The organism is Rhizobium sp. CF080 (assembly GCF_000282095.2).
Lineage (GTDB): Bacteria > Pseudomonadota > Alphaproteobacteria > Rhizobiales > Rhizobiaceae > Neorhizobium.
In genome coordinates this window covers 312,942-328,492 of record NZ_AKKC02000015.1, presented here as the reverse complement: position 1 = coordinate 328,492, position 15,551 = coordinate 312,942, and the positions used below count along the sequence as shown (strand labels likewise).

Genomic DNA, 15,551 nt, shown 5'->3' with positions numbered 1-15,551 from the left:
GGTTGCCCATGCCTGGGAGGTGAACCAGACTTAGGCGTGACAGTCTGTAGTTTCCATGCTAGAAAATCCGATATGCTTGACCATTCGTCCAAAGAAACGCCGATAGACCTCTCCGATCCATTGACCGAGATGCTGCGGGGCTTGCGGCTCGACGGCGTCGAATACGGCCGCTGCCGGCTGCCCGAGCCCTGGGCGACGTCCTTTCCGGCTCAGGAGGCGGCGCGTTTCCACTTCATTTCATCGGGCTCCGCATGGTTGCAGACGCCTTCAGGCGAATGGCTGGAATTGCGGGCGGGGGATGCGGCTCTTCTGCCGCGCGGCGATGCGCATGTGCTGGCAAGCGTTCCGGGCTTGACGCCGCTGCCGTTCGACCGGTTCGGGCGCAAGGAAGTCTGCCAGGGCGTGTTCGACGTGCAATGCGCCGATGCCTGTGGCGGCACCGTGGCGCTGACCGCCTCGATGCGCTTCAACATCGACAAGCTGCACCCGCTGCTGCAGCTGATGCCCGAGGCGATGCTGACCAGCGATCTCGCCAGGAACGAGCCTTCCATCCCGCATCTTCTCGACGCCATGGCGCGCGAGGTCGACATGGACCGGGTCGGGGCGGGCGGCATTCTCGCAAGACTCGCCGACGTGCTGACCGCGACGCTGATCCGCACCTGGGTCGAACACGGCTGTGGCGACACGACCGGCTGGATCGCCGCGGTGCGCAATCCCGAAGTCGGCCGCGTGCTGGCCGCCATCCATCTCCAGCCGGACCGGGACTGGACCGTCGCCGCGCTCGCCCGGCTGATGGGCGCCTCGCGGTCCGGCTTTGCCGAACGGTTTTTGCGTGTGGTCGGTGAAACGCCGGCGCGTTACGTGGCGCGGGTGCGCATGCACCAGGCGCGGCAATGGCTGCGCGACGGCGAACGGGTCGCAACCGTGGCCGAACGGCTCGGTTACGATGCCGAAGCCTCCTTCAGCCGCGCCTTCAAGCGCATCATCGGCACGCCGCCAAGCCATTTCCGCGGCAAGGGTGATGGGGAAGCCATTCGCGATTTCGGCTGAGGTCAGTCCCGCAATCTCAGCTCGTCCGTCTGCATCTGCAGGGAGCCGAGAGTGGAGAGGAAGCTCATGCCGAGCAGGCTTTCGCCGAGCCTTCCGTCTTCGGCGACCATCGCCCGGATGTTCTTCCGCACGATCGGGCCGATGGCGATTTCGTCGAGGCGCACCGGTGCGGCCAGCGCCCGGCCGTTGGCGGTCATTACCGTGACCGTAAAATTGAGGCTCTGCGGATTGAGGCCGATGGCGCGGGCGTCGTCGTAGGAGAGCACGACGGTGCTGGCGCCGGTATCGACCAGCATCGGCAGGACCTTGCCCTGGACGCTGACATTGGTCTGGAAATGGCTGCCCCGGGTCTTGTGGATGATCACCTCGTTGCCGCCTTCGCTGGTGGTCACCACCACGGCCGTGCCGGGCAGCAGGCCGGCGGTCACCCTTGCGGCGACATTGCGGGCGTCGTCGCGGTAAAGATAGGCGGTCACCAGCCCGAGGATGATCAGCAGCCAGATGGCGATATTGCGCAGCACCTCACCGGCATGGCCGCGCCGGCCGGCGAGAATGCCGACGGCGAGCAGGCCGGCGATCGGCAGCAGGTAGATGATCTGGCCGAAGCTGTCATTGTCGATGCCGAAGGTCTGTCCGGTATCATGGTTGAAGATCAAGAATGCCAGGCCGATGCCAAGCACGATGAGGATGCCGGTGAGCGCGTTCATGCAGTGTCGCGTTCCTTTGCCGGACGCTGGGCCAGACGCTGGCGGCGCGTCTCCCGCCGCGGCTTTCGCTCGACGGTTTCCAGCCGTGCGGGAAGCGTGTCCATCAGCGCGCGGCGCTCCCCGTCGGTATAATCCATCCAGGCGGCGATCTCTTCGCGCGTCCGTCCGCAACCGAAGCAATAGCCGGTCTTGAGGTCGATCGAACAGACGAGGGTACAGGGCGAAATCATGCGTCAGTATATCGGGGTTTCACGCCGCAAGAGCAAGAGTGGCAAGCATGGCGATCTCGCTCAATTGTTGAGTAGCGCCGATCGTATCGCCGGTATGCCCGCCGAGCTTTCGGGCCACGAAACGGGTGAAGCCGACCCCGGCGAGCGCCGCCACGATCAGCGATAACAGGACTTTTGGAAGGCCGAGAACCGGGACGAGCAGGACCAGTGCGATGGCCGCGCCTGTAAACAGCGCGATATTGCGGGCGCCGTCTTCCGGAAGGCCGGCGCTGGCTGCGACGCCGTTTTCTCGGGCCGATGGCAGCGAGCGCCAATGGGCGACCAGGACCGCGCGGCTGACGGCAGCAACGGCAAGGACGGCAAGGGCCGCGGTGACCGCATCCTCGCGGAACAATGCGGCAAGCGCTGAGGCGCGCAGGCCGAAGGACAGTACGAGCGCCACGACGCCATAGGCGCCGATCCGGCTGTCCTTCATGATGAGGAGGGCGTGTTCCTTGTCCCGCCCGCCGCCGAGACCGTCCGCGGCGTCCGCAAGGCCGTCCTCGTGGAGCGCACCGGTCAGAACGGTCAGCAGAGCAAGGGCAAGCAGGCTGACAAGCAGCGGATCGCCGGATTGCAGGAAGAGGAAAACGAGCGCGGGCAGGGCCGCAATGATCAGTCCCGCGACGGGAAAGGCCTGCACCGCCCGCGAGATCGTGCCGTCATGGCCGCGAAAAAATCGGTCCGGCACCGGCAGGCGGCTGAGGAACCCGACCGAGCGGGCGAGGTCCGCGATGAATTCCGTTGCGTTTGGCAGTTGTTCCTCCGTTCCGACCCGACTATGAGTTTGCGCACAGAAGCGCGATTTGCCGGGAAAGACAAGTTTTCCTGGCGGCGATGCGAGACCGAGCTACAAGAGAGACTTTCCATGAGCGTGAGCGGCCTGCCTTTCGACGATTTCCGTGTCCTGCTGCAGAACCTTCCCGGACCGGACCCGCGGGCCTTGGTTGCGGCGCGCGAGCGCGATGCGCAGCTCACCAAGCCGCCGGGTGCGCTCGGCCGCCTCGAGGAAATCGCCTTCTGGCTGGCTGCCTGGACGGGCCGCGCGCCGGCCGTCAACCGGCCGCTGGTGGCGATCTTTGCCGGCAATCACGGCGTCACCCGGCATGGCGTGACCCCGTTCCCGTCGTCGGTGACCCAGCAGATGGTGGAAAATTTCGCAGCCGGCGGAGCGGCGATCAACCAGATCTGCGTCACCCACGATCTCGGCCTGAAGATCTTCGACCTGGCGCTCGACTACCCGACCGGCGACATCACCAGCGAGGCCGCCCTTTCCGAGCGCGACTGCGCCGCGACTATGGCCTTCGGCATGGAAGCGATCGCCGGCGGCACCGATCTTCTCTGCATCGGCGAAATGGGCATCGGCAACACGACGATCGCCGCCGCCATCAATCTCGCCCTCTACGGCGGCGAGGCGGAGGACTGGGTCGGTCCCGGCACCGGCTCGCATGGCGAGTTCATGGAGCGCAAGATCGCCGCGGTGAAGGCGGCCGTCGAATTCCACAAGGACCACCTGAGCGATCCCTTGGAAATCCTGCGCCGCCTCGGCGGACGCGAGATCGCCGCGATCGCCGGCGCGATCCTGGCTGCGCGCGTCGAGAAGATCCCGGTCCTGCTCGACGGTTATGTGGTGACGGCCGCGGCCGCTATCCTCAAGGCTGCCAATCCGGCGGCACTCGACCACTGCCTGATCGGCCATGTCTCCGGCGAACCGGGACACTTGCGGGCCATCGAACAGCTCGGCAAGACGCCGCTTCTGGCACTCGGCATGCGGCTCGGCGAGGGGACCGGTGCAGCGCTTGCCGCCGGCATCGTCAAGGCCGCCGCCGCCTGCCATTCCGGCATGGCGACCTTCGAGCAGGCCGGCGTCAGCAACAAGAGCCACTGAGCCCTTAATGGAAAAGACGCCGCTCGGCAGCAATATCGAAAGGGCGACCGGCATTCGCCGGGTGATTGCGGCATTCCGCTATTCCATGCAGGGGCTGACGCGCTTGTGGCAGGAGGAAGCCTTTCGCCACGAGGTGATCGCCTGTGCGGCAGCCATCGTGATCTTCGCGATCGTCGGCGCCGGCGCGCTCGACTATTTCGTCTTCGGTATCCTGATGCTGGTGCTGTTTGCGGTGGAATCACTGAATACCGCGATCGAGGAACTGGTCGACCGCATCTCCCCGGAAATCTCCACCGTCGGCCGCCACGCCAAGGATCTCGGCTCCTTCGCGGTGTTCTGCCTGCTGTGTGCGAACGGGTTTTTCGCGCTCTATGTGGTGGTGCGGAGTGTTTTGGGGTGAGGTTGGCGACTATTGGCTTTTGCGAGACGCGTGGCGGAAGCGCTGAATTATGATTTCGTCGGCGCCAACACGCGGCGGGTGTTTTTTCTCGGCGTGCTACTACCCGCGAACGGTTGCTCGCTCAAGAACATCAACGCTCCGCGGATGCGTGCAGCGACGTTGTCTGCACCTTGCGGAGAGTGGCTGCCGATATAGGAGATAGCCTCGTCGATTTCTCGGAGAGCTCTGGTCGTATAGCGAAGCTTCACAGGCGGTATTTGGCCCACATCGCGCGGACTTCCTCTTCCGTCGCGATTTCTCCGCGTTCGATTTCTCGATCGGCCTCTTCCAGATCAGCCTCTTCTTCGGGCGTAAGCTGATAAACCCCTTCGTCATCTTTGCCCATGAAGGTCGATCGCCCTCAGGCGAAGCTCTTGCGGCGGCGGGCGACCGTCTGGGCGTCGGCGACGGCCGGCACGCTCTGCAGCACACGCGTCGCCGGCAGGATGGCGATCGCCTCGGTGCCTTCGCGCAGCTTGGAGCGTAGGATGAACTGGCCGTCGTGCTTGGCAAGGATCGCCTGGACGATCGGCAGGCCGAGGCCGGTGCCCTGTTCGGCGCTCTTGATGGCGATCGAGCCCTGGCCGAAGGCCGAGAGCACGACCGGGATCTCTTCTTCCGGAATACCGGGGCCGTTGTCCTTGATCGCCACATACTGGCCGCCGCCGGCGGTCCAGCCGACCTTGACGGTGACCTCGCCGCCCTGCGGCGTGAACTTGACCGCGTTCGAGAGCAGGTTCAGGAGAACCTGGCGCATCGATTTTTCATCCACCCAGACCTGCGGCAACTGCGGTTCGAACTGCTGGCTGATCGCGATGTTCTTGGCGCTGGCGCGCAGCTGAACCATGCCGATGCAATCCTCGGCGATCTCCAGCAGCGACAGCGATTCCTCTGCAAGGTCGTAACGGCCGGCCTCGATGCGCGACAGGTCGAGGATCTCGTTGATGAGGTTAAGGAGATGCTGGCCGGACCGGTGGATGTCGCCGGCATATTCCCTGTAGGTCGGGTTGGCGAGAGGCCCGAGAACCTCGGAACTCATGACTTCGGAAAAGCCGAGAATGGCGTTGAGCGGCGTGCGCAGCTCGTGCGACATCGAGGCGAGGAAGCGGGATTTGGCGAGGTTCGCCTCCTCGGCGCGGCGGCGGGCCTCGTCCGACATGGATTTCGCCACTTCCAGCTCGGCGATCAGGTCGTCCTTTTCCGACTGATAGGACATCAGCGTCAGGTTGGAACGATAGAGCCGGTCGGCGATATAATGGAAAAAGACGACCGCGATGGCGCAGATCGCGATCATGCCGATGTCGAGCACGTGGCGCGACAGAATGGCGGTGGCGAGCAGCGCGAGGATCATCGGCAGGAAGCCGAACAGCACGCTGAGCCGCAGCATGAAGCTGCTCATCGCGGTGATCGAGATCGCGAAGAGGAGCACGGCACCCTTGTAGAAATAATAGCTGTCGCCGGAACAGGCGTCGCAGTTCTGCAGCGCAAAGAGCGCCCAGCCGGTGCCGACGATCATCTGTGCGGCGAGCAGCCTGCGGCGCCATTTCCGGACATCGACCGCGGCAATGTCCTTGCGACTTGCACGGCGGGCGAGCAGCACGTTGATGGCATGGACGCTGAACATCAGCAGCGCCCAGGCAAAGAGATTGGCGTTCGGATTGAGGTAGACGCCGATCGCCGTCACCACGACGATGAAGAGCGGCATGATGGATGCGCCCTGCAGCACGGCATTGACGTGCATGGCGATCATGTCGCGGTCGAAGATCTGGTTGCCCTGGGAACTGGACTGCAGGCGTTCTCGGGTGGCACGAACAGCTTTGGAGACGGCCTTGTTGCGGTGGCCGCGCGAGCGATCAACGATGTTCTTGTCGGTCGATGTGCTGACGCCGCTACTCATGGCCACTAAACTGATACCCCGGGTGTTGAGAGAGTATGTCCAAAACCTTAAGAGAGTACTGCCGGGAAAGGTTTTGTTTGCCATTTTCCTGAAGCTTCCGTTTTCCAATAAGGCTGGATTGTGGCCAGAACGTTCAGGGTTTTTCGCGACGGCGCGTTTCTCGGGGCCTTTTTCATCCTTCTGGTGCTGATTGCCGCGAAGCTGGACGAGGCGGCCGACAGCACCGTGCTCGGCCCGTTCCATGTGATCGACGGCGACACGCTCTCGGCGGGCGGCGAGCGCCTGCGGCTGCAGGGCATGGATGCCCCGGAACTGGACCAGACCTGCAGGGACGACCGCGGCAGGACATGGGCCTGCGGAGAAGAGGCGAAACGACTGCTGATGCGCCTCGTCGGCAATGGTGGCGTCGAGTGCCTCGGCCGTGAGCGCGACAAATATCATCGGCTTCTGGTGCGTTGCCATGCGGGCACGACGAACATTAACGGGACGCTGGTGCGGCAGGGCCTCGCCATCGCCTCGGGACGTTACGCGCAGGAACAGCTGGCGGCCCGCCGCGAAAGGCAGGGGCTGTGGGCCGGCCAGTTCGAAAGCCCGCGTGACTGGCGCGCCAGCCGCGGCATGATGGACGACGCGAGCCTGGTGGAGGCGTTCATGGATTGGGTGACACGGGTGATGGCCTGGCAATGAGCATGGATGGGAGCATGGATGGCATTGTGAATAGCGAGGAGGATATCAGCGAACTCGCCCAAGCGATCGCGGCCTGTCGCATCTGTCGCGATACGCCGGCGAAAGGCGAAGGCGACCGTCTGCCGCATGAGCCGCGGCCGGTCGCCGTGTTGTCGAAGACGGCAAGGGTGCTGATTGCCGGCCAGGCGCCGGGGCTTCGGGTGCACGAAAGCGGGCTGCCTTTCAACGATGCCTCGGGAAACCGCCTGCGCGACTGGATGGCGGTGAGCCGCGAGGAATTCTATGATCCGGAGAAGTTCGCGATTGTGCCGATGGGATTCTGTTTTCCGGGATATGATGCCAAGGGAAGCGACCTGCCGCCGCGGCTCGAATGCGCGCCGCTGTGGCGTTCTCGGGTGATCGCCGCCATGCCCCGGATCGAGCTGGTTCTCGCCGTCGGCGGTTATGCGCAGGCCTGGCATCTGGGCAGCCGGCGAGGCAAGGGCATGACGGAGACGGTCGCCAGCTGGCGCGATTATGTCTTCGCCAATCAGGGACCGAGGATCCTGCCGCTGCCGCATCCGAGCTGGCGCAATACCGGCTGGCTCAAAAAGAATCCGTGGTTCGAGGCAGATCTGCTGCCGGTGCTGCGACAGCATGTGGATAGCTTGATACGGGAAACAAATTTCGGTTAACTGCCACGAATTCGGTGTATAACGAAAAATCATTTCGAAAGGACTCTGATGGACCGCCTCGACCGTAAGATACTGCGCATTCTGCAGGAAGATTCCACTCTCGCCGTCGCGGATCTCGCCAAGAAGGTCGGCCTGTCGACCACGCCTTGCTGGCGCCGCATCCAGAAGATGGAAGAGGATGGCGTCATCCGTCGCCGCGTGGCGCTGCTGGACCCGGTCAAGGTCAATACCAAGGTCACGGTTTTCGTCTCGATCCGCACCGCCAGCCACTCGATCGAATGGCTGAAGCGGTTCTCGGAAGTGGTGGTGGATTTCCCCGAAGTGGTCGAATTCTACCGCATGAGCGGCGACGTCGATTACCTGCTGCGCGTCGTCGTTCCGGATATCGGCGCCTATGACGCCTTCTACAAGCGGCTGATCGCCAAGATCGAGATCCGCGACGTCTCCTCGGTCTTTGCGATGGAGCAGATCAAGTACACGACCGAACTGCCGCTCGACTACATGATGCTGGACAACCAGAAGTCCGGCGAAGAATAGTTCGCCGTTTGGCGGATCGGGATCATTTTCTGGCAGGACGGGCCGAGTTGAAACGGCCCGTTTTTGTCTATCTGAGCTTGGTTAAACAGAATCTGTGTCGGACGTTTGCGGGCGCGACACCGCGGCAATATCGAGCTGGTAAAGCCGGCTAACCCCTCAGCCGCGCCAGAAGCGTCTCGCCCGACAATTCCTTGAGAGCGTCCTTGCCGATCCAGCGGGCGGTCTTGTCCGGCGAGGCGGCAAGCTTTTCGGAGAGTGACAGCGCAGGGGCATGGCAGGTGCGGTTGCGCTTGCCGATATTGCGGAGCGCCCAATTGACCGCCTTTTTCACGAAATTGCGCGGGTCGGTGGAATGCGCCTCGATCAGCGACAGATAGGCGATGAAGGTGTCGTTCGGCTCCTGTTTGCGATGCACGGCGGCGCCGGCGATCATCGCAAACGCGGTGCGACGAATGAATTCGCGGTCATCCTCGGCGAAGTCTGCGACGAGTTGCTGCCAGAACGGCGTTTCGACGAAAAGGTCGGCGGCGGTGTCGACGATTTCCCAGGAGGCGAAGTCTTCCGCCCAGCCGCGCGCCTCGGCAGGCGTCAGCGACGCAGGATCGGCGGTGTAGATCGCCAGCATGTGCGCCTCGCGAATGCCGGTGCGCCAGAGATCCAGCGCCCGGCCGTGATTGCGCTTGATGGTCCGCGCAATCTTCTGCAGGTCGGGATTGGAAATGCCGATCGCCCGGTCGGTGACGATGCCGAACCGGGCCATGCCGGAAATATTCTCCTCCGAGCGCAGCGTTTCGAGATGCACGACGATCCCGGCGACGTCGGAGGAGGGGCCGATCATTTCTTTTCGAGGCGCGCCAGCAGCGAGGACGTATCCCAGCGCTTGCCGCCCATCGCCTGGACGTCGCCGTAGAACTGGTCGACCAAGGCGGTCACCGGCAGCTTGGCGCCGTTGCGGCGGGCTTCGGTCAGCACGATGTCGAGATCCTTGCGCATCCAGTCGACCGCAAAGCCGAAATCGTATTTGCCGGCATTCATCGTCTTGTAGCGGTTTTCCATCTGCCAGGAGCCGGCCGCACCCTTGGAAATCACCTCGATCACCTTCTCGATGTCGAGGCCGGCCTGCTTGCCGAAATGGATCGATTCGGCCAGCCCCTGGACGAGGCCGGCTATGCAGATCTGGTTCATCATCTTGGTGAGCTGGCCGGCGCCTGCCGGACCCATGAGGCCGACCATGCGGGCATAGGCATCGATCACCGGCCTGGCCTTCTCGAACGTCGCTTCGTCACCGCCGCACATGACGGTGAGCACGCCGTTTTCGGCACCCGCCTGGCCGCCGGAGACCGGTGCGTCGATAAAGCCGACGCCCTTTTCCCGTGCCGCGGCATCGAGCTCGCGGGCGACTTCGGCGCTGGCCGTGGTGTTGTCGATCAGGATCGCGCCCGATTTCATGCCGGCGAGAACGCCCGTCTCGGTGATTGTCACCGAGCGGAGATCGTCGTCATTGCCGACGCAGACGAACACGAAATCGGCATCCCTGGCCGCTTCGGCCGGCGTGGCGGCGGCCTTGCCGCCAAATTTCGTCGCCCAGTCCTCGGCCTTGGCAGCCGTGCGGTTATAGACGGTAACGTCATGGCCGCCCTTGACCTTGAGATGCCCGGCCATGGGATAACCCATGACCCCGAGACCGATGAATGCCACTTTTGCCATGCTGAACCTCCAGAATTTTGTTGCCAGAGGATTAGAGCAAAGCGGACCTTCGGAAAAGCGCAGTTCGGTGAAAAGCGCAGATTTCGGTCCGGACGAAACGTCGCGAAGGCGGGTTTTGACAGGCCCGAGCTGCTGGCCGCCAACATCGGCGCCCGGATCGCTCATCCGCTCGCGGCTGCAAGCACGTAGCGGCATTGCCGGATGTTTTCTGCGCGCGGCCGCGAAAAGCGGTCGACGGTATCGAGATGGCGAAAACCGAGCTTGACGAGGATGCGCCCGGAAGCCGGGTTGTCCTGCGCATGCCCCGACTTCAGGACCGACAGCCCGATCTCCTCGAAGGCGAGGCGGATTGTCGCGCGCGCCGCTTCCGACGCATAACCGGATCCCCAGGCGGCCCGCTCGAACCAGTAGCCGAGTTCTCCCTCACCACCGGCAATCTCGTCGATATCGACGAGGCCGATCATACGGCCCGCGACGTCCACGGCAAAACGGCAGGCTTCGCCGGCGAGCCATTCCCGCTCGTGATCGGCGAACCACGTTTCCGTCGCCCGAAGGTCTGGCGGGAAGGCGGCCATGCGCAGCATGCGCGTGACCTGCCAGTCGGACTGGATTTCGAACGCTCGACCGGCATCCTTGGCGGTCGTTGGCCGCAGCACGAGCCGTTCTGTTTTGATGAGACGGCGCGGGGGAATGGGCATCGCCTTTCGGCCTCGGCTCAGAACGGCTTGATGACCGCAAGCGCGATGATGACGACGACCGAGCCGAGGACGATCGGCAGGCCGGCGCGCACGAAGGCCGGTGGGTCGAGATGCGGATCGGCTTCCATGCGGCGCATCCACGCACCCTGCATGCCATGCAGGGCCGACAGCATGAGGACGATCAGGAATTTGAAGCCGAACCAGCCGGTCGTATAAAAGCCGTAACCGAAGGCGAGCCACAGGCCGAAAAGCCAGGCGCCGCCGAGTGCTGCGGTGGTGACGGTGCGGTCGTATTTCCTGAGCGCCGAGATCACGCCGGTGCGGATGGTCGGCGGCACCATGCCGATGACGAAAGCGTTGATCAGCATGCCGCCGATCAGCAGGAAGTCGGACAGAATGTGCAGGGCCTTGATGACGAAATACAGCATGGTCAACTCCAGATCATGGCTTCGGTGAAGCCCAGTTCGGCAAAATCTTGTTGTCTCAATTGGTCTTCGCCCGTGCAGAAGAACTCGTCGAGCTGCGGCGGTTCGACCGAGGTTCCCGACAGCATGGCGTGAACCTGGCCGCGGTGATGGATCTGGTGCTGGAAGAGATGCATCAGCAGGCGATCGGCAGGTTCGACCTGCACGAAGGTGCGCCGAGGAATGCGGATGTCCTCGGCGACGGTTTTCTCGTCCAAGCTTCGACAGTGATCGATGAGGCGGCGGTCGGCGGCGCGCTGTTCGCGGTCGAGATCGGCAAAGAGGGGACAGGGGATTTCCGGCTCGAAGGCGGCGGGGCCGAGGCAATCGCCTTCAAGCGCGCTGATATAGAGCCAGTCGACGGTGAGGATATGGTTGAGTGTGTGGGTGATCGACGGGAAGAAGCTGACACGCGTCGCGTCCAGCTCTTCCCGTGAAAGCTCTCCACAGGCCTTCAGCAGCCGGTGGTTGGCCCAGGCATTGTTATAGGCCTGGGCAAGAAGATAGCGCTGCGGCGTCATCCGAATCCCTCCGTTGCGGAGGGCAAACTATCGGTGAAGCGACGCGATGAGAAGATGGCTTGGAGCACCCATGATGTCGCGGTGAAGTCGTCCGCAATTGCGCGCTCTCAAAGAATGATCCTGCCACCTCGATTGTTATGATTTCGCAGTCAACTTCGCAATCACCAGATGACCCGGCGTCGGGTTGCCGTCCTGCATGCGCACGTTGATGTCGGAGATTTCCAGAAGCTCGAAGCCGGTGGCGGTGAGGCGGTCGCGGACATAGCTTTCGGCATGGGCGAAACGCTGGTGCTGGCCAACCATGTAGGGGCGGCCGGCGAAGGTTTCTTCAGGCAACGTTTCGGACGAGAAGACGAACAGGCCGCCGGGCAGCATATTTTCCGCTGCGCCGAAGAACAGCGGCTCGAGCGCGCCGAGATAGGGCAGCACGTCGGTGGCGGTCACGAGGTCGAAGGGCTCGTCGTCATTGTCCTCGAGGAAATCCTCGACTTCCGCAACGTAAAGCGTCTCGTAGAGATCCTTTTCGTGCGCGATTTCAACCATGTTCTCGGAAATGTCGATGCCGGTGATATCGTCGACCATGTCGCGCAGCGTGCCGCCGGTCAGCCCCGTGCCGCACCCGAGATCGAGCATGCGCTTGAACGGTCCGAGCTTCAGTTCCTGCAAGCGCTGGCGCACGATGACCGGCACGGCGTAACCGAGCTGCTCGACGAGAATGTCCTCGAAGCTTTCGGCATGCTGGTCGAACAGGGTTTCCACATAGGCATCCGGCGCCCTGGGCGGCGTCTCGCCGCGACCCATGGCGGCAATGCGTACGGCCGCACCACCGTGGTCCTCGGGATCGATCTCCAGCACCTGCTGGTAGGCCCCGACGGCGGCGTCGATGTCGCCCGCCTTTTCCAGCGCCAGCGCGCGGTTATAGGCCTCTGCCAGGGCTTCCTCGTCGATCTTCTTCATGGCTCGCGTCCTTCGTTTCGCAAGCGGCTTTAAGCCGAAGCCACGCGTTTGGCAATCGCCGCGGGCGCGGAGCCTTTATCCTGCGAACGAGGAGACGCGGGTCAGTGCAGGATGATCTCACCCTTCACCGCCCGCCACTCGCTGGCCGAAATCAGCTTGCGGTGGACATAGCGGACGGAATGCAGCGGGCCGTCGAGCTTCTCCTGCCAGAATTTCAGAAAACCGTTCATCTCCGGGAAATCCGGAGCGAGGTCGTAGTTCTGCCAGACATAGCTTTGCAGCAGCGCGGGATGGTCCGGCAGGCGGTAGAAGATCTGGGCGGTCGTCAGACCATAGCCTTTCAGCATCATTTCCATTTCAGACATGCAGCAGTTCCCATTTGTTGTTTCGAACTGACGTCGTTGCGTCAGCCGATAGGGGAGCATGCCACGGTTAACCGAAGCTTTACAATTGCGCCTTAAGAGCACATTCATGATATTTTACAGTATGTTAGCAGCTGTGTTCCGTGAGTGCTGCTAACGCTTCAGATGGCGCGTCAGGCGTGCCTCGATGAAGGCCCACAGGTGCCGCAGCGCCTCGACGATGGCGAGGTAGAAGATCGCGGCCCAGAGATAGGTCTGGTAATCGAATGTACGCGAGAAGGCGTAGCGCGTCTCGCCCATCAGGTCGTAGACGGTGACGATCGCCACGACCGCCGATCCCTTGATCAACAGCACGATTTCGTTGCCATAGGGGCGCAGCGCGACGATCAAGGCCTGGGGCAGGATGACCTTGCGGAAGGCGTTGCGTTTCGAGAGGCCGAGGGCTGCGGCACCTTCGTGCTGGCCGCGCGGCACGCTTTCGATCGCGCCGCGCAGGATTTCCGCCTGATAGGCGGCGGTATTGAGCGTCAGCGAGAAGAGGCCGCAATACCAGGCCTCGCGAAAAAACCACCAGAGGCCGACCGCTTCGAGCTCCGGTCGGAAACTGCCGAGCCCGTAATAGATGAGGAAGAGCTGGGCGAGCAGCGGCGTGCTGCGAAACACGTAGACATAAGCGTAGGCGATGCCGTTCAGCACCTTGTTCCTCGCCATGCGGGCAAAGGCGATCGGTGCCGAGAGGATGGCGCCGAGGATGACGGAAAGGCCGACCAGCGAGATCGTGGTCCAGAGGCCGTGGAGATAGCGCGGGCCATAACGCTGGAATTTGTCCTGATCCCAGCCATTGATCATCATGAAGACGAGCGCGATCGCCAGGGCTGCCCAAAGCAGGAGGACGCCGATGCCGGCAACACGCGCCGGCGCCAGCGACCTGACGGCCAGGGCCGGCGGCGCGCGTGGCGGAATCAACTCCCTGACGTAAGTCATCGGCGGCCCTCCGAGCGTCTGGCCCATCGCTCGATGAAGCCGAGGCCAAAGGACGAGATCATCGCGAGGATCAGATAGAGCAGGCAGGCGATGCCGTAGAAGAAGAAGGCTTCCTTGCTGACGCGCGCGGCAATGCCGGTCTGGCGCAGGATGTCGGCAAGGCCGATGACCGAGACATAGGACGTGTCCTTGAGCAGGATCAGCCAGAGATTGGTGAGGCCCGGCAGCGCGATGCGGATGAGCTGCGGCAGGATGACCAGAACCATGGTGCGCGAGCGGTGCAGACCGAGCGAATCACCCGCCTCGTACTGGCCGCGCGGGATCGCCCGGAAGGCCGACAGCAGCACCTCGGAGGAATAGGAGGAGAAGACGACGGCGAGCGCCGCCATGCCGGCGAAAAAGGCATTGATCTCGACACGACCCTCGTACCCGAACGATGCGAGCACCGCCTGGATGAGGATCTGCATGCCGTAATAGACGATGAACAGGGTGAGCAGCTCCGGCAGGCCACGGAAGATCGTCGTGTAGATGCCGGCGGCGAGCCTCAGCAGCTTGTCCTCGGATTGCGCCGCAAGCGCAATCAGGAAGCCGATGACCAAGCCGACTGGCAGGGTGGCGATGGCGAGCGTGATGGTGACCTTGACGCCGAAGGCGATCTCGTCGCCCCAGCCGGCCTCGCCGCAGGCGACAAGGTTACCTGAACCGAACAGTGAAAAAAGCCCGACAGGCCCGCAAAGCGGGTCAAGCGCCGAAAGGAGCGCGGAAAAGAATCCGCTCATAAGGTCGTTTTCCCCTGCGGCCTTTTGGTGTGCCGCTTTTGTCTTGTATTGACGCCATTAAAAAGAAAAACGGCGGAAGGGCAAGCCTCCCGCCGGGTGCTGACCGGGTTCTCCGGTCGATTACTGACCGTAAACGTCGAAATCGAAATATTTGTCGTTGATGGCCTTGTACTTGCCGTTGGCGCGGATCGCGACGATCGCGGCAGAGAACTTGTCGGCAAGCGCCGTTTCGCCCTTGCGGACCGCAATGCCGGCGCCCTCGCCGTTGATCTCTGGATCGAGCGGCAGGGGGCTGAGAATCTTGCAGCATTTGCCGGCATCCGACTTGACCCATTCCGACAGCACGACGACGTCGTCGATGACGGCATCGATGCGGCCATTGGTGATGTCGAGCTTGTATTCGTCAGCGGTCGGATAAAGCTTCAGCTCCGAGTCGGGCATATGCTTTTCGGCATAGTTCGAATGGGTTGTGGAGCCCTGTGCGCCGATCGTCTTGCCCTTGAGGCCGGCGGCGGTCGCATCCTTGATCGGCGAGTTCTTCGGCACGGCGATGGCCGGCGGCGTGTTGTAATACTTCTTCGAGAAGGTGACCTGCTCCTTCCGCTCCGGGGTGATCGACATGGAAGCGATGATCGCGTCGAATTTTTTCGACTGCAGCGCCGGGATGATGCCGTCCCAGTCATTGGTGACGAAGGTGCAGGTGACCTTCATTTCGTCGCAGAGCGCCTTGGCGATATCGACGTCGAAACCGGTGAGCTGGCCGTTGGCTTCCAGGTTGTTGAAGGGCGGATAGGCGCCTTCGGTGCCGATCACGAGTTTCTCCTGGGCCATCGCCGAACCGGCGAAAAGCGACAGGGCGGCGATCGAGGCGGCAGCTAGGAATCGGGTGGAAATGTTCATGTTGATCCTCTCTGTTGGCAACCCTGCGGTG

General features: G+C 62.9%; 22 protein-coding genes. 6 read left to right on the top strand and 16 right to left on the bottom strand.

What is annotated here, in order from left to right; translation table 11 throughout:
• Positions 1-72: 72 nt before the first annotated feature.
• A complete protein-coding gene (locus PMI07_RS28585; protein WP_007761171.1) occupies positions 73-1,050 on the top strand; it encodes an AraC family transcriptional regulator in 978 nt (325 codons plus the stop codon).
• Positions 1,051-1,052: 2 nt separating this feature from the next.
• On the opposite strand, the gene PMI07_RS28580 is transcribed toward PMI07_RS28585, so the two are convergent.
• The 3 genes from PMI07_RS28580 to PMI07_RS28570 are packed head-to-tail and all read right to left on the bottom strand — an operon-like array spanning position 1,053 to position 2,783.
• Entirely contained in the window at positions 1,053-1,757 is a 705-nt protein-coding gene (locus PMI07_RS28580; RefSeq protein ID WP_007761170.1) for a TIGR02281 family clan AA aspartic protease, read from the bottom strand.
• Complete coding sequence (locus PMI07_RS28575; RefSeq protein WP_007761167.1) at positions 1,754-1,987, bottom strand: DUF1289 domain-containing protein; 234 nt, start codon at positions 1,985-1,987, stop codon at positions 1,754-1,756. The genes PMI07_RS28580 and PMI07_RS28575 overlap by 4 nt, the downstream gene beginning before the upstream one ends.
• A 19-nt stretch (positions 1,988-2,006) precedes the next feature.
• Entirely contained in the window at positions 2,007-2,783 is a 777-nt protein-coding gene (locus tag PMI07_RS28570; RefSeq protein WP_037088574.1) for an adenosylcobinamide-GDP ribazoletransferase, read from the bottom strand.
• 111 nt (positions 2,784-2,894) lie between these two features.
• Between PMI07_RS28570 and cobT the strand changes: the two genes are divergently transcribed.
• Positions 2,895-3,914, top strand: coding sequence for a nicotinate-nucleotide--dimethylbenzimidazole phosphoribosyltransferase (gene cobT / locus PMI07_RS28565; RefSeq protein WP_007761163.1), 1,020 nt, complete (start codon positions 2,895-2,897; stop codon positions 3,912-3,914).
• Between the two features lie 7 nt (positions 3,915-3,921).
• On the top strand, positions 3,922-4,314 hold the full coding sequence (locus PMI07_RS28560; RefSeq protein WP_007761161.1) for a diacylglycerol kinase: 393 nt from the start codon (positions 3,922-3,924) through the stop codon (positions 4,312-4,314).
• A 47-nt stretch (positions 4,315-4,361) separates the two neighbouring features.
• Here PMI07_RS28560 and PMI07_RS34570 read toward each other — a convergent pair whose 3' ends face one another.
• The 3 genes from PMI07_RS34570 to PMI07_RS28555 are packed head-to-tail and all read right to left on the bottom strand — an operon-like array spanning position 4,362 to position 6,250.
• Positions 4,362-4,562 carry a type II toxin-antitoxin system RelE/ParE family toxin gene (locus tag PMI07_RS34570; RefSeq protein ID WP_155956670.1) on the bottom strand — a complete coding sequence of 67 codons (201 nt, stop codon included), beginning with the start codon at positions 4,560-4,562 and terminating at the stop codon, positions 4,362-4,364.
• A complete protein-coding gene (locus tag PMI07_RS35155) occupies positions 4,559-4,699 on the bottom strand; it encodes a hypothetical protein (RefSeq protein ID WP_007762680.1) in 141 nt (46 codons plus the stop codon). Before PMI07_RS35155 ends, PMI07_RS34570 begins: the two co-directional genes overlap by 4 nt.
• A 15-nt stretch (positions 4,700-4,714) precedes the next feature.
• A complete protein-coding gene (locus PMI07_RS28555; RefSeq protein ID WP_037088572.1) occupies positions 4,715-6,250 on the bottom strand; it encodes a HAMP domain-containing sensor histidine kinase in 1,536 nt (511 codons plus the stop codon).
• Between the two features lie 120 nt (positions 6,251-6,370).
• On the opposite strand from PMI07_RS28555, the gene PMI07_RS28550 reads away from it, so the two are divergent.
• The 3 genes from PMI07_RS28550 to PMI07_RS28540 are packed head-to-tail and all read left to right on the top strand — an operon-like array spanning position 6,371 to position 8,148.
• Positions 6,371-6,937 carry a thermonuclease family protein gene (locus PMI07_RS28550; RefSeq protein WP_024164250.1) on the top strand — a complete coding sequence of 189 codons (567 nt, stop codon included), beginning with the start codon at positions 6,371-6,373 and terminating at the stop codon, positions 6,935-6,937.
• A gap of 14 nt (positions 6,938-6,951) precedes the next feature.
• Positions 6,952-7,611 (top strand): uracil-DNA glycosylase family protein, encoded by a 660-nt coding sequence (locus PMI07_RS28545; protein WP_037088571.1) that lies wholly within the window; start codon positions 6,952-6,954, stop codon positions 7,609-7,611.
• Between the two features lie 48 nt (positions 7,612-7,659).
• Positions 7,660-8,148 (top strand): Lrp/AsnC family transcriptional regulator, encoded by a 489-nt coding sequence (locus PMI07_RS28540; RefSeq protein WP_007771498.1) that lies wholly within the window; start codon positions 7,660-7,662, stop codon positions 8,146-8,148.
• A 148-nt stretch (positions 8,149-8,296) separates the two neighbouring features.
• On the opposite strand, the gene PMI07_RS28535 is transcribed toward PMI07_RS28540, so the two are convergent.
• From PMI07_RS28535 to PMI07_RS28490, 10 genes are all read right to left on the bottom strand, one after another.
• The gene (locus PMI07_RS28535; protein WP_007771499.1) at positions 8,297-8,986 is read right to left on the bottom strand and encodes a DNA alkylation repair protein; all 690 of its coding nucleotides are present in this window, start codon (positions 8,984-8,986) and stop codon (positions 8,297-8,299) included.
• Positions 8,983-10,020: an NAD(P)-dependent oxidoreductase gene (locus PMI07_RS28530; RefSeq protein WP_081760988.1), complete on the bottom strand. Its 1,038-nt coding sequence runs from the start codon at positions 10,018-10,020 to the stop codon at positions 8,983-8,985. The genes PMI07_RS28535 and PMI07_RS28530 overlap by 4 nt, the downstream gene beginning before the upstream one ends.
• The gene (locus PMI07_RS28525; RefSeq protein ID WP_024164248.1) at positions 10,017-10,553 is read right to left on the bottom strand and encodes a GNAT family N-acetyltransferase; all 537 of its coding nucleotides are present in this window, start codon (positions 10,551-10,553) and stop codon (positions 10,017-10,019) included. The genes PMI07_RS28530 and PMI07_RS28525 overlap by 4 nt, the downstream gene beginning before the upstream one ends.
• Positions 10,554-10,570: 17 nt before the next feature.
• Positions 10,571-10,981, bottom strand: coding sequence for a CopD family protein (locus PMI07_RS28520; RefSeq protein WP_007764760.1), 411 nt, complete (start codon positions 10,979-10,981; stop codon positions 10,571-10,573).
• Positions 10,982-10,983: 2 nt separating this feature from the next.
• Positions 10,984-11,538: a DinB family protein gene (locus tag PMI07_RS28515; RefSeq protein ID WP_007764762.1), complete on the bottom strand. Its 555-nt coding sequence runs from the start codon at positions 11,536-11,538 to the stop codon at positions 10,984-10,986.
• A gap of 135 nt (positions 11,539-11,673) precedes the next feature.
• A complete protein-coding gene (locus PMI07_RS28510; RefSeq protein WP_007764764.1) occupies positions 11,674-12,495 on the bottom strand; it encodes a methyltransferase domain-containing protein in 822 nt (273 codons plus the stop codon).
• Between the two features lie 101 nt (positions 12,496-12,596).
• A complete protein-coding gene (locus PMI07_RS28505) occupies positions 12,597-12,860 on the bottom strand; it encodes an usg protein (protein WP_007764766.1) in 264 nt (87 codons plus the stop codon).
• 150 nt (positions 12,861-13,010) lie between these two features.
• A complete protein-coding gene (locus PMI07_RS28500) occupies positions 13,011-13,841 on the bottom strand; it encodes an ABC transporter permease (protein WP_007764771.1) in 831 nt (276 codons plus the stop codon).
• A complete protein-coding gene (locus PMI07_RS28495; RefSeq protein WP_024164247.1) occupies positions 13,838-14,620 on the bottom strand; it encodes an ABC transporter permease in 783 nt (260 codons plus the stop codon). The genes PMI07_RS28500 and PMI07_RS28495 overlap by 4 nt, the downstream gene beginning before the upstream one ends.
• 120 nt (positions 14,621-14,740) lie before the next feature.
• The gene (locus PMI07_RS28490; protein ID WP_007764776.1) at positions 14,741-15,520 is read right to left on the bottom strand and encodes an ABC transporter substrate-binding protein; all 780 of its coding nucleotides are present in this window, start codon (positions 15,518-15,520) and stop codon (positions 14,741-14,743) included.
• Between the last annotated feature and the right edge of the window lie 31 nt (positions 15,521-15,551).

Excerpts from the sequence above, each read along its gene's own strand:
- PMI07_RS28545 (WP_037088571.1), top strand. The coding sequence starts at position 6,952 with ATGGATGGCATTGTGAATAGCGAGGAGGATATCAGCGAACTCGCCCAA.
- PMI07_RS28555 (WP_037088572.1), bottom strand. The coding sequence starts at position 6,250 with ATGAGTAGCGGCGTCAGCACATCGACCGACAAGAACATCGTTGATCGC.
- PMI07_RS28580 (WP_007761170.1), bottom strand. The coding sequence starts at position 1,757 with ATGAACGCGCTCACCGGCATCCTCATCGTGCTTGGCATCGGCCTGGCA.
- PMI07_RS28585 (WP_007761171.1), top strand. The coding sequence starts at position 73 with ATGCTTGACCATTCGTCCAAAGAAACGCCGATAGACCTCTCCGATCCA.
- PMI07_RS28530 (WP_081760988.1), bottom strand. The coding sequence starts at position 10,020 with ATGAGCGATCCGGGCGCCGATGTTGGCGGCCAGCAGCTCGGGCCTGTC.
- PMI07_RS28505 (WP_007764766.1), bottom strand. The coding sequence starts at position 12,860 with ATGTCTGAAATGGAAATGATGCTGAAAGGCTATGGTCTGACGACCGCC.
- cobT (WP_007761163.1), top strand. The coding sequence starts at position 2,895 with ATGAGCGTGAGCGGCCTGCCTTTCGACGATTTCCGTGTCCTGCTGCAG.
- PMI07_RS28535 (WP_007771499.1), bottom strand. The coding sequence starts at position 8,986 with ATGATCGGCCCCTCCTCCGACGTCGCCGGGATCGTCGTGCATCTCGAA.
- PMI07_RS28490 (WP_007764776.1), bottom strand. The coding sequence starts at position 15,520 with ATGAACATTTCCACCCGATTCCTAGCTGCCGCCTCGATCGCCGCCCTG.
- PMI07_RS28500 (WP_007764771.1), bottom strand. The coding sequence starts at position 13,841 with ATGACTTACGTCAGGGAGTTGATTCCGCCACGCGCGCCGCCGGCCCTG.
- PMI07_RS28495 (WP_024164247.1), bottom strand. The coding sequence starts at position 14,620 with ATGAGCGGATTCTTTTCCGCGCTCCTTTCGGCGCTTGACCCGCTTTGC.
- PMI07_RS28540 (WP_007771498.1), top strand. The coding sequence starts at position 7,660 with ATGGACCGCCTCGACCGTAAGATACTGCGCATTCTGCAGGAAGATTCC.
- PMI07_RS28560 (WP_007761161.1), top strand. The coding sequence starts at position 3,922 with ATGGAAAAGACGCCGCTCGGCAGCAATATCGAAAGGGCGACCGGCATT.
- PMI07_RS28575 (WP_007761167.1), bottom strand. The coding sequence starts at position 1,987 with ATGATTTCGCCCTGTACCCTCGTCTGTTCGATCGACCTCAAGACCGGC.
- PMI07_RS28510 (WP_007764764.1), bottom strand. The coding sequence starts at position 12,495 with ATGAAGAAGATCGACGAGGAAGCCCTGGCAGAGGCCTATAACCGCGCG.
- PMI07_RS28520 (WP_007764760.1), bottom strand. The coding sequence starts at position 10,981 with ATGCTGTATTTCGTCATCAAGGCCCTGCACATTCTGTCCGACTTCCTG.
- PMI07_RS28515 (WP_007764762.1), bottom strand. The coding sequence starts at position 11,538 with ATGACGCCGCAGCGCTATCTTCTTGCCCAGGCCTATAACAATGCCTGG.
- PMI07_RS28525 (WP_024164248.1), bottom strand. The coding sequence starts at position 10,553 with ATGCCCATTCCCCCGCGCCGTCTCATCAAAACAGAACGGCTCGTGCTG.
- PMI07_RS35155 (WP_007762680.1), bottom strand. The coding sequence starts at position 4,699 with ATGGGCAAAGATGACGAAGGGGTTTATCAGCTTACGCCCGAAGAAGAG.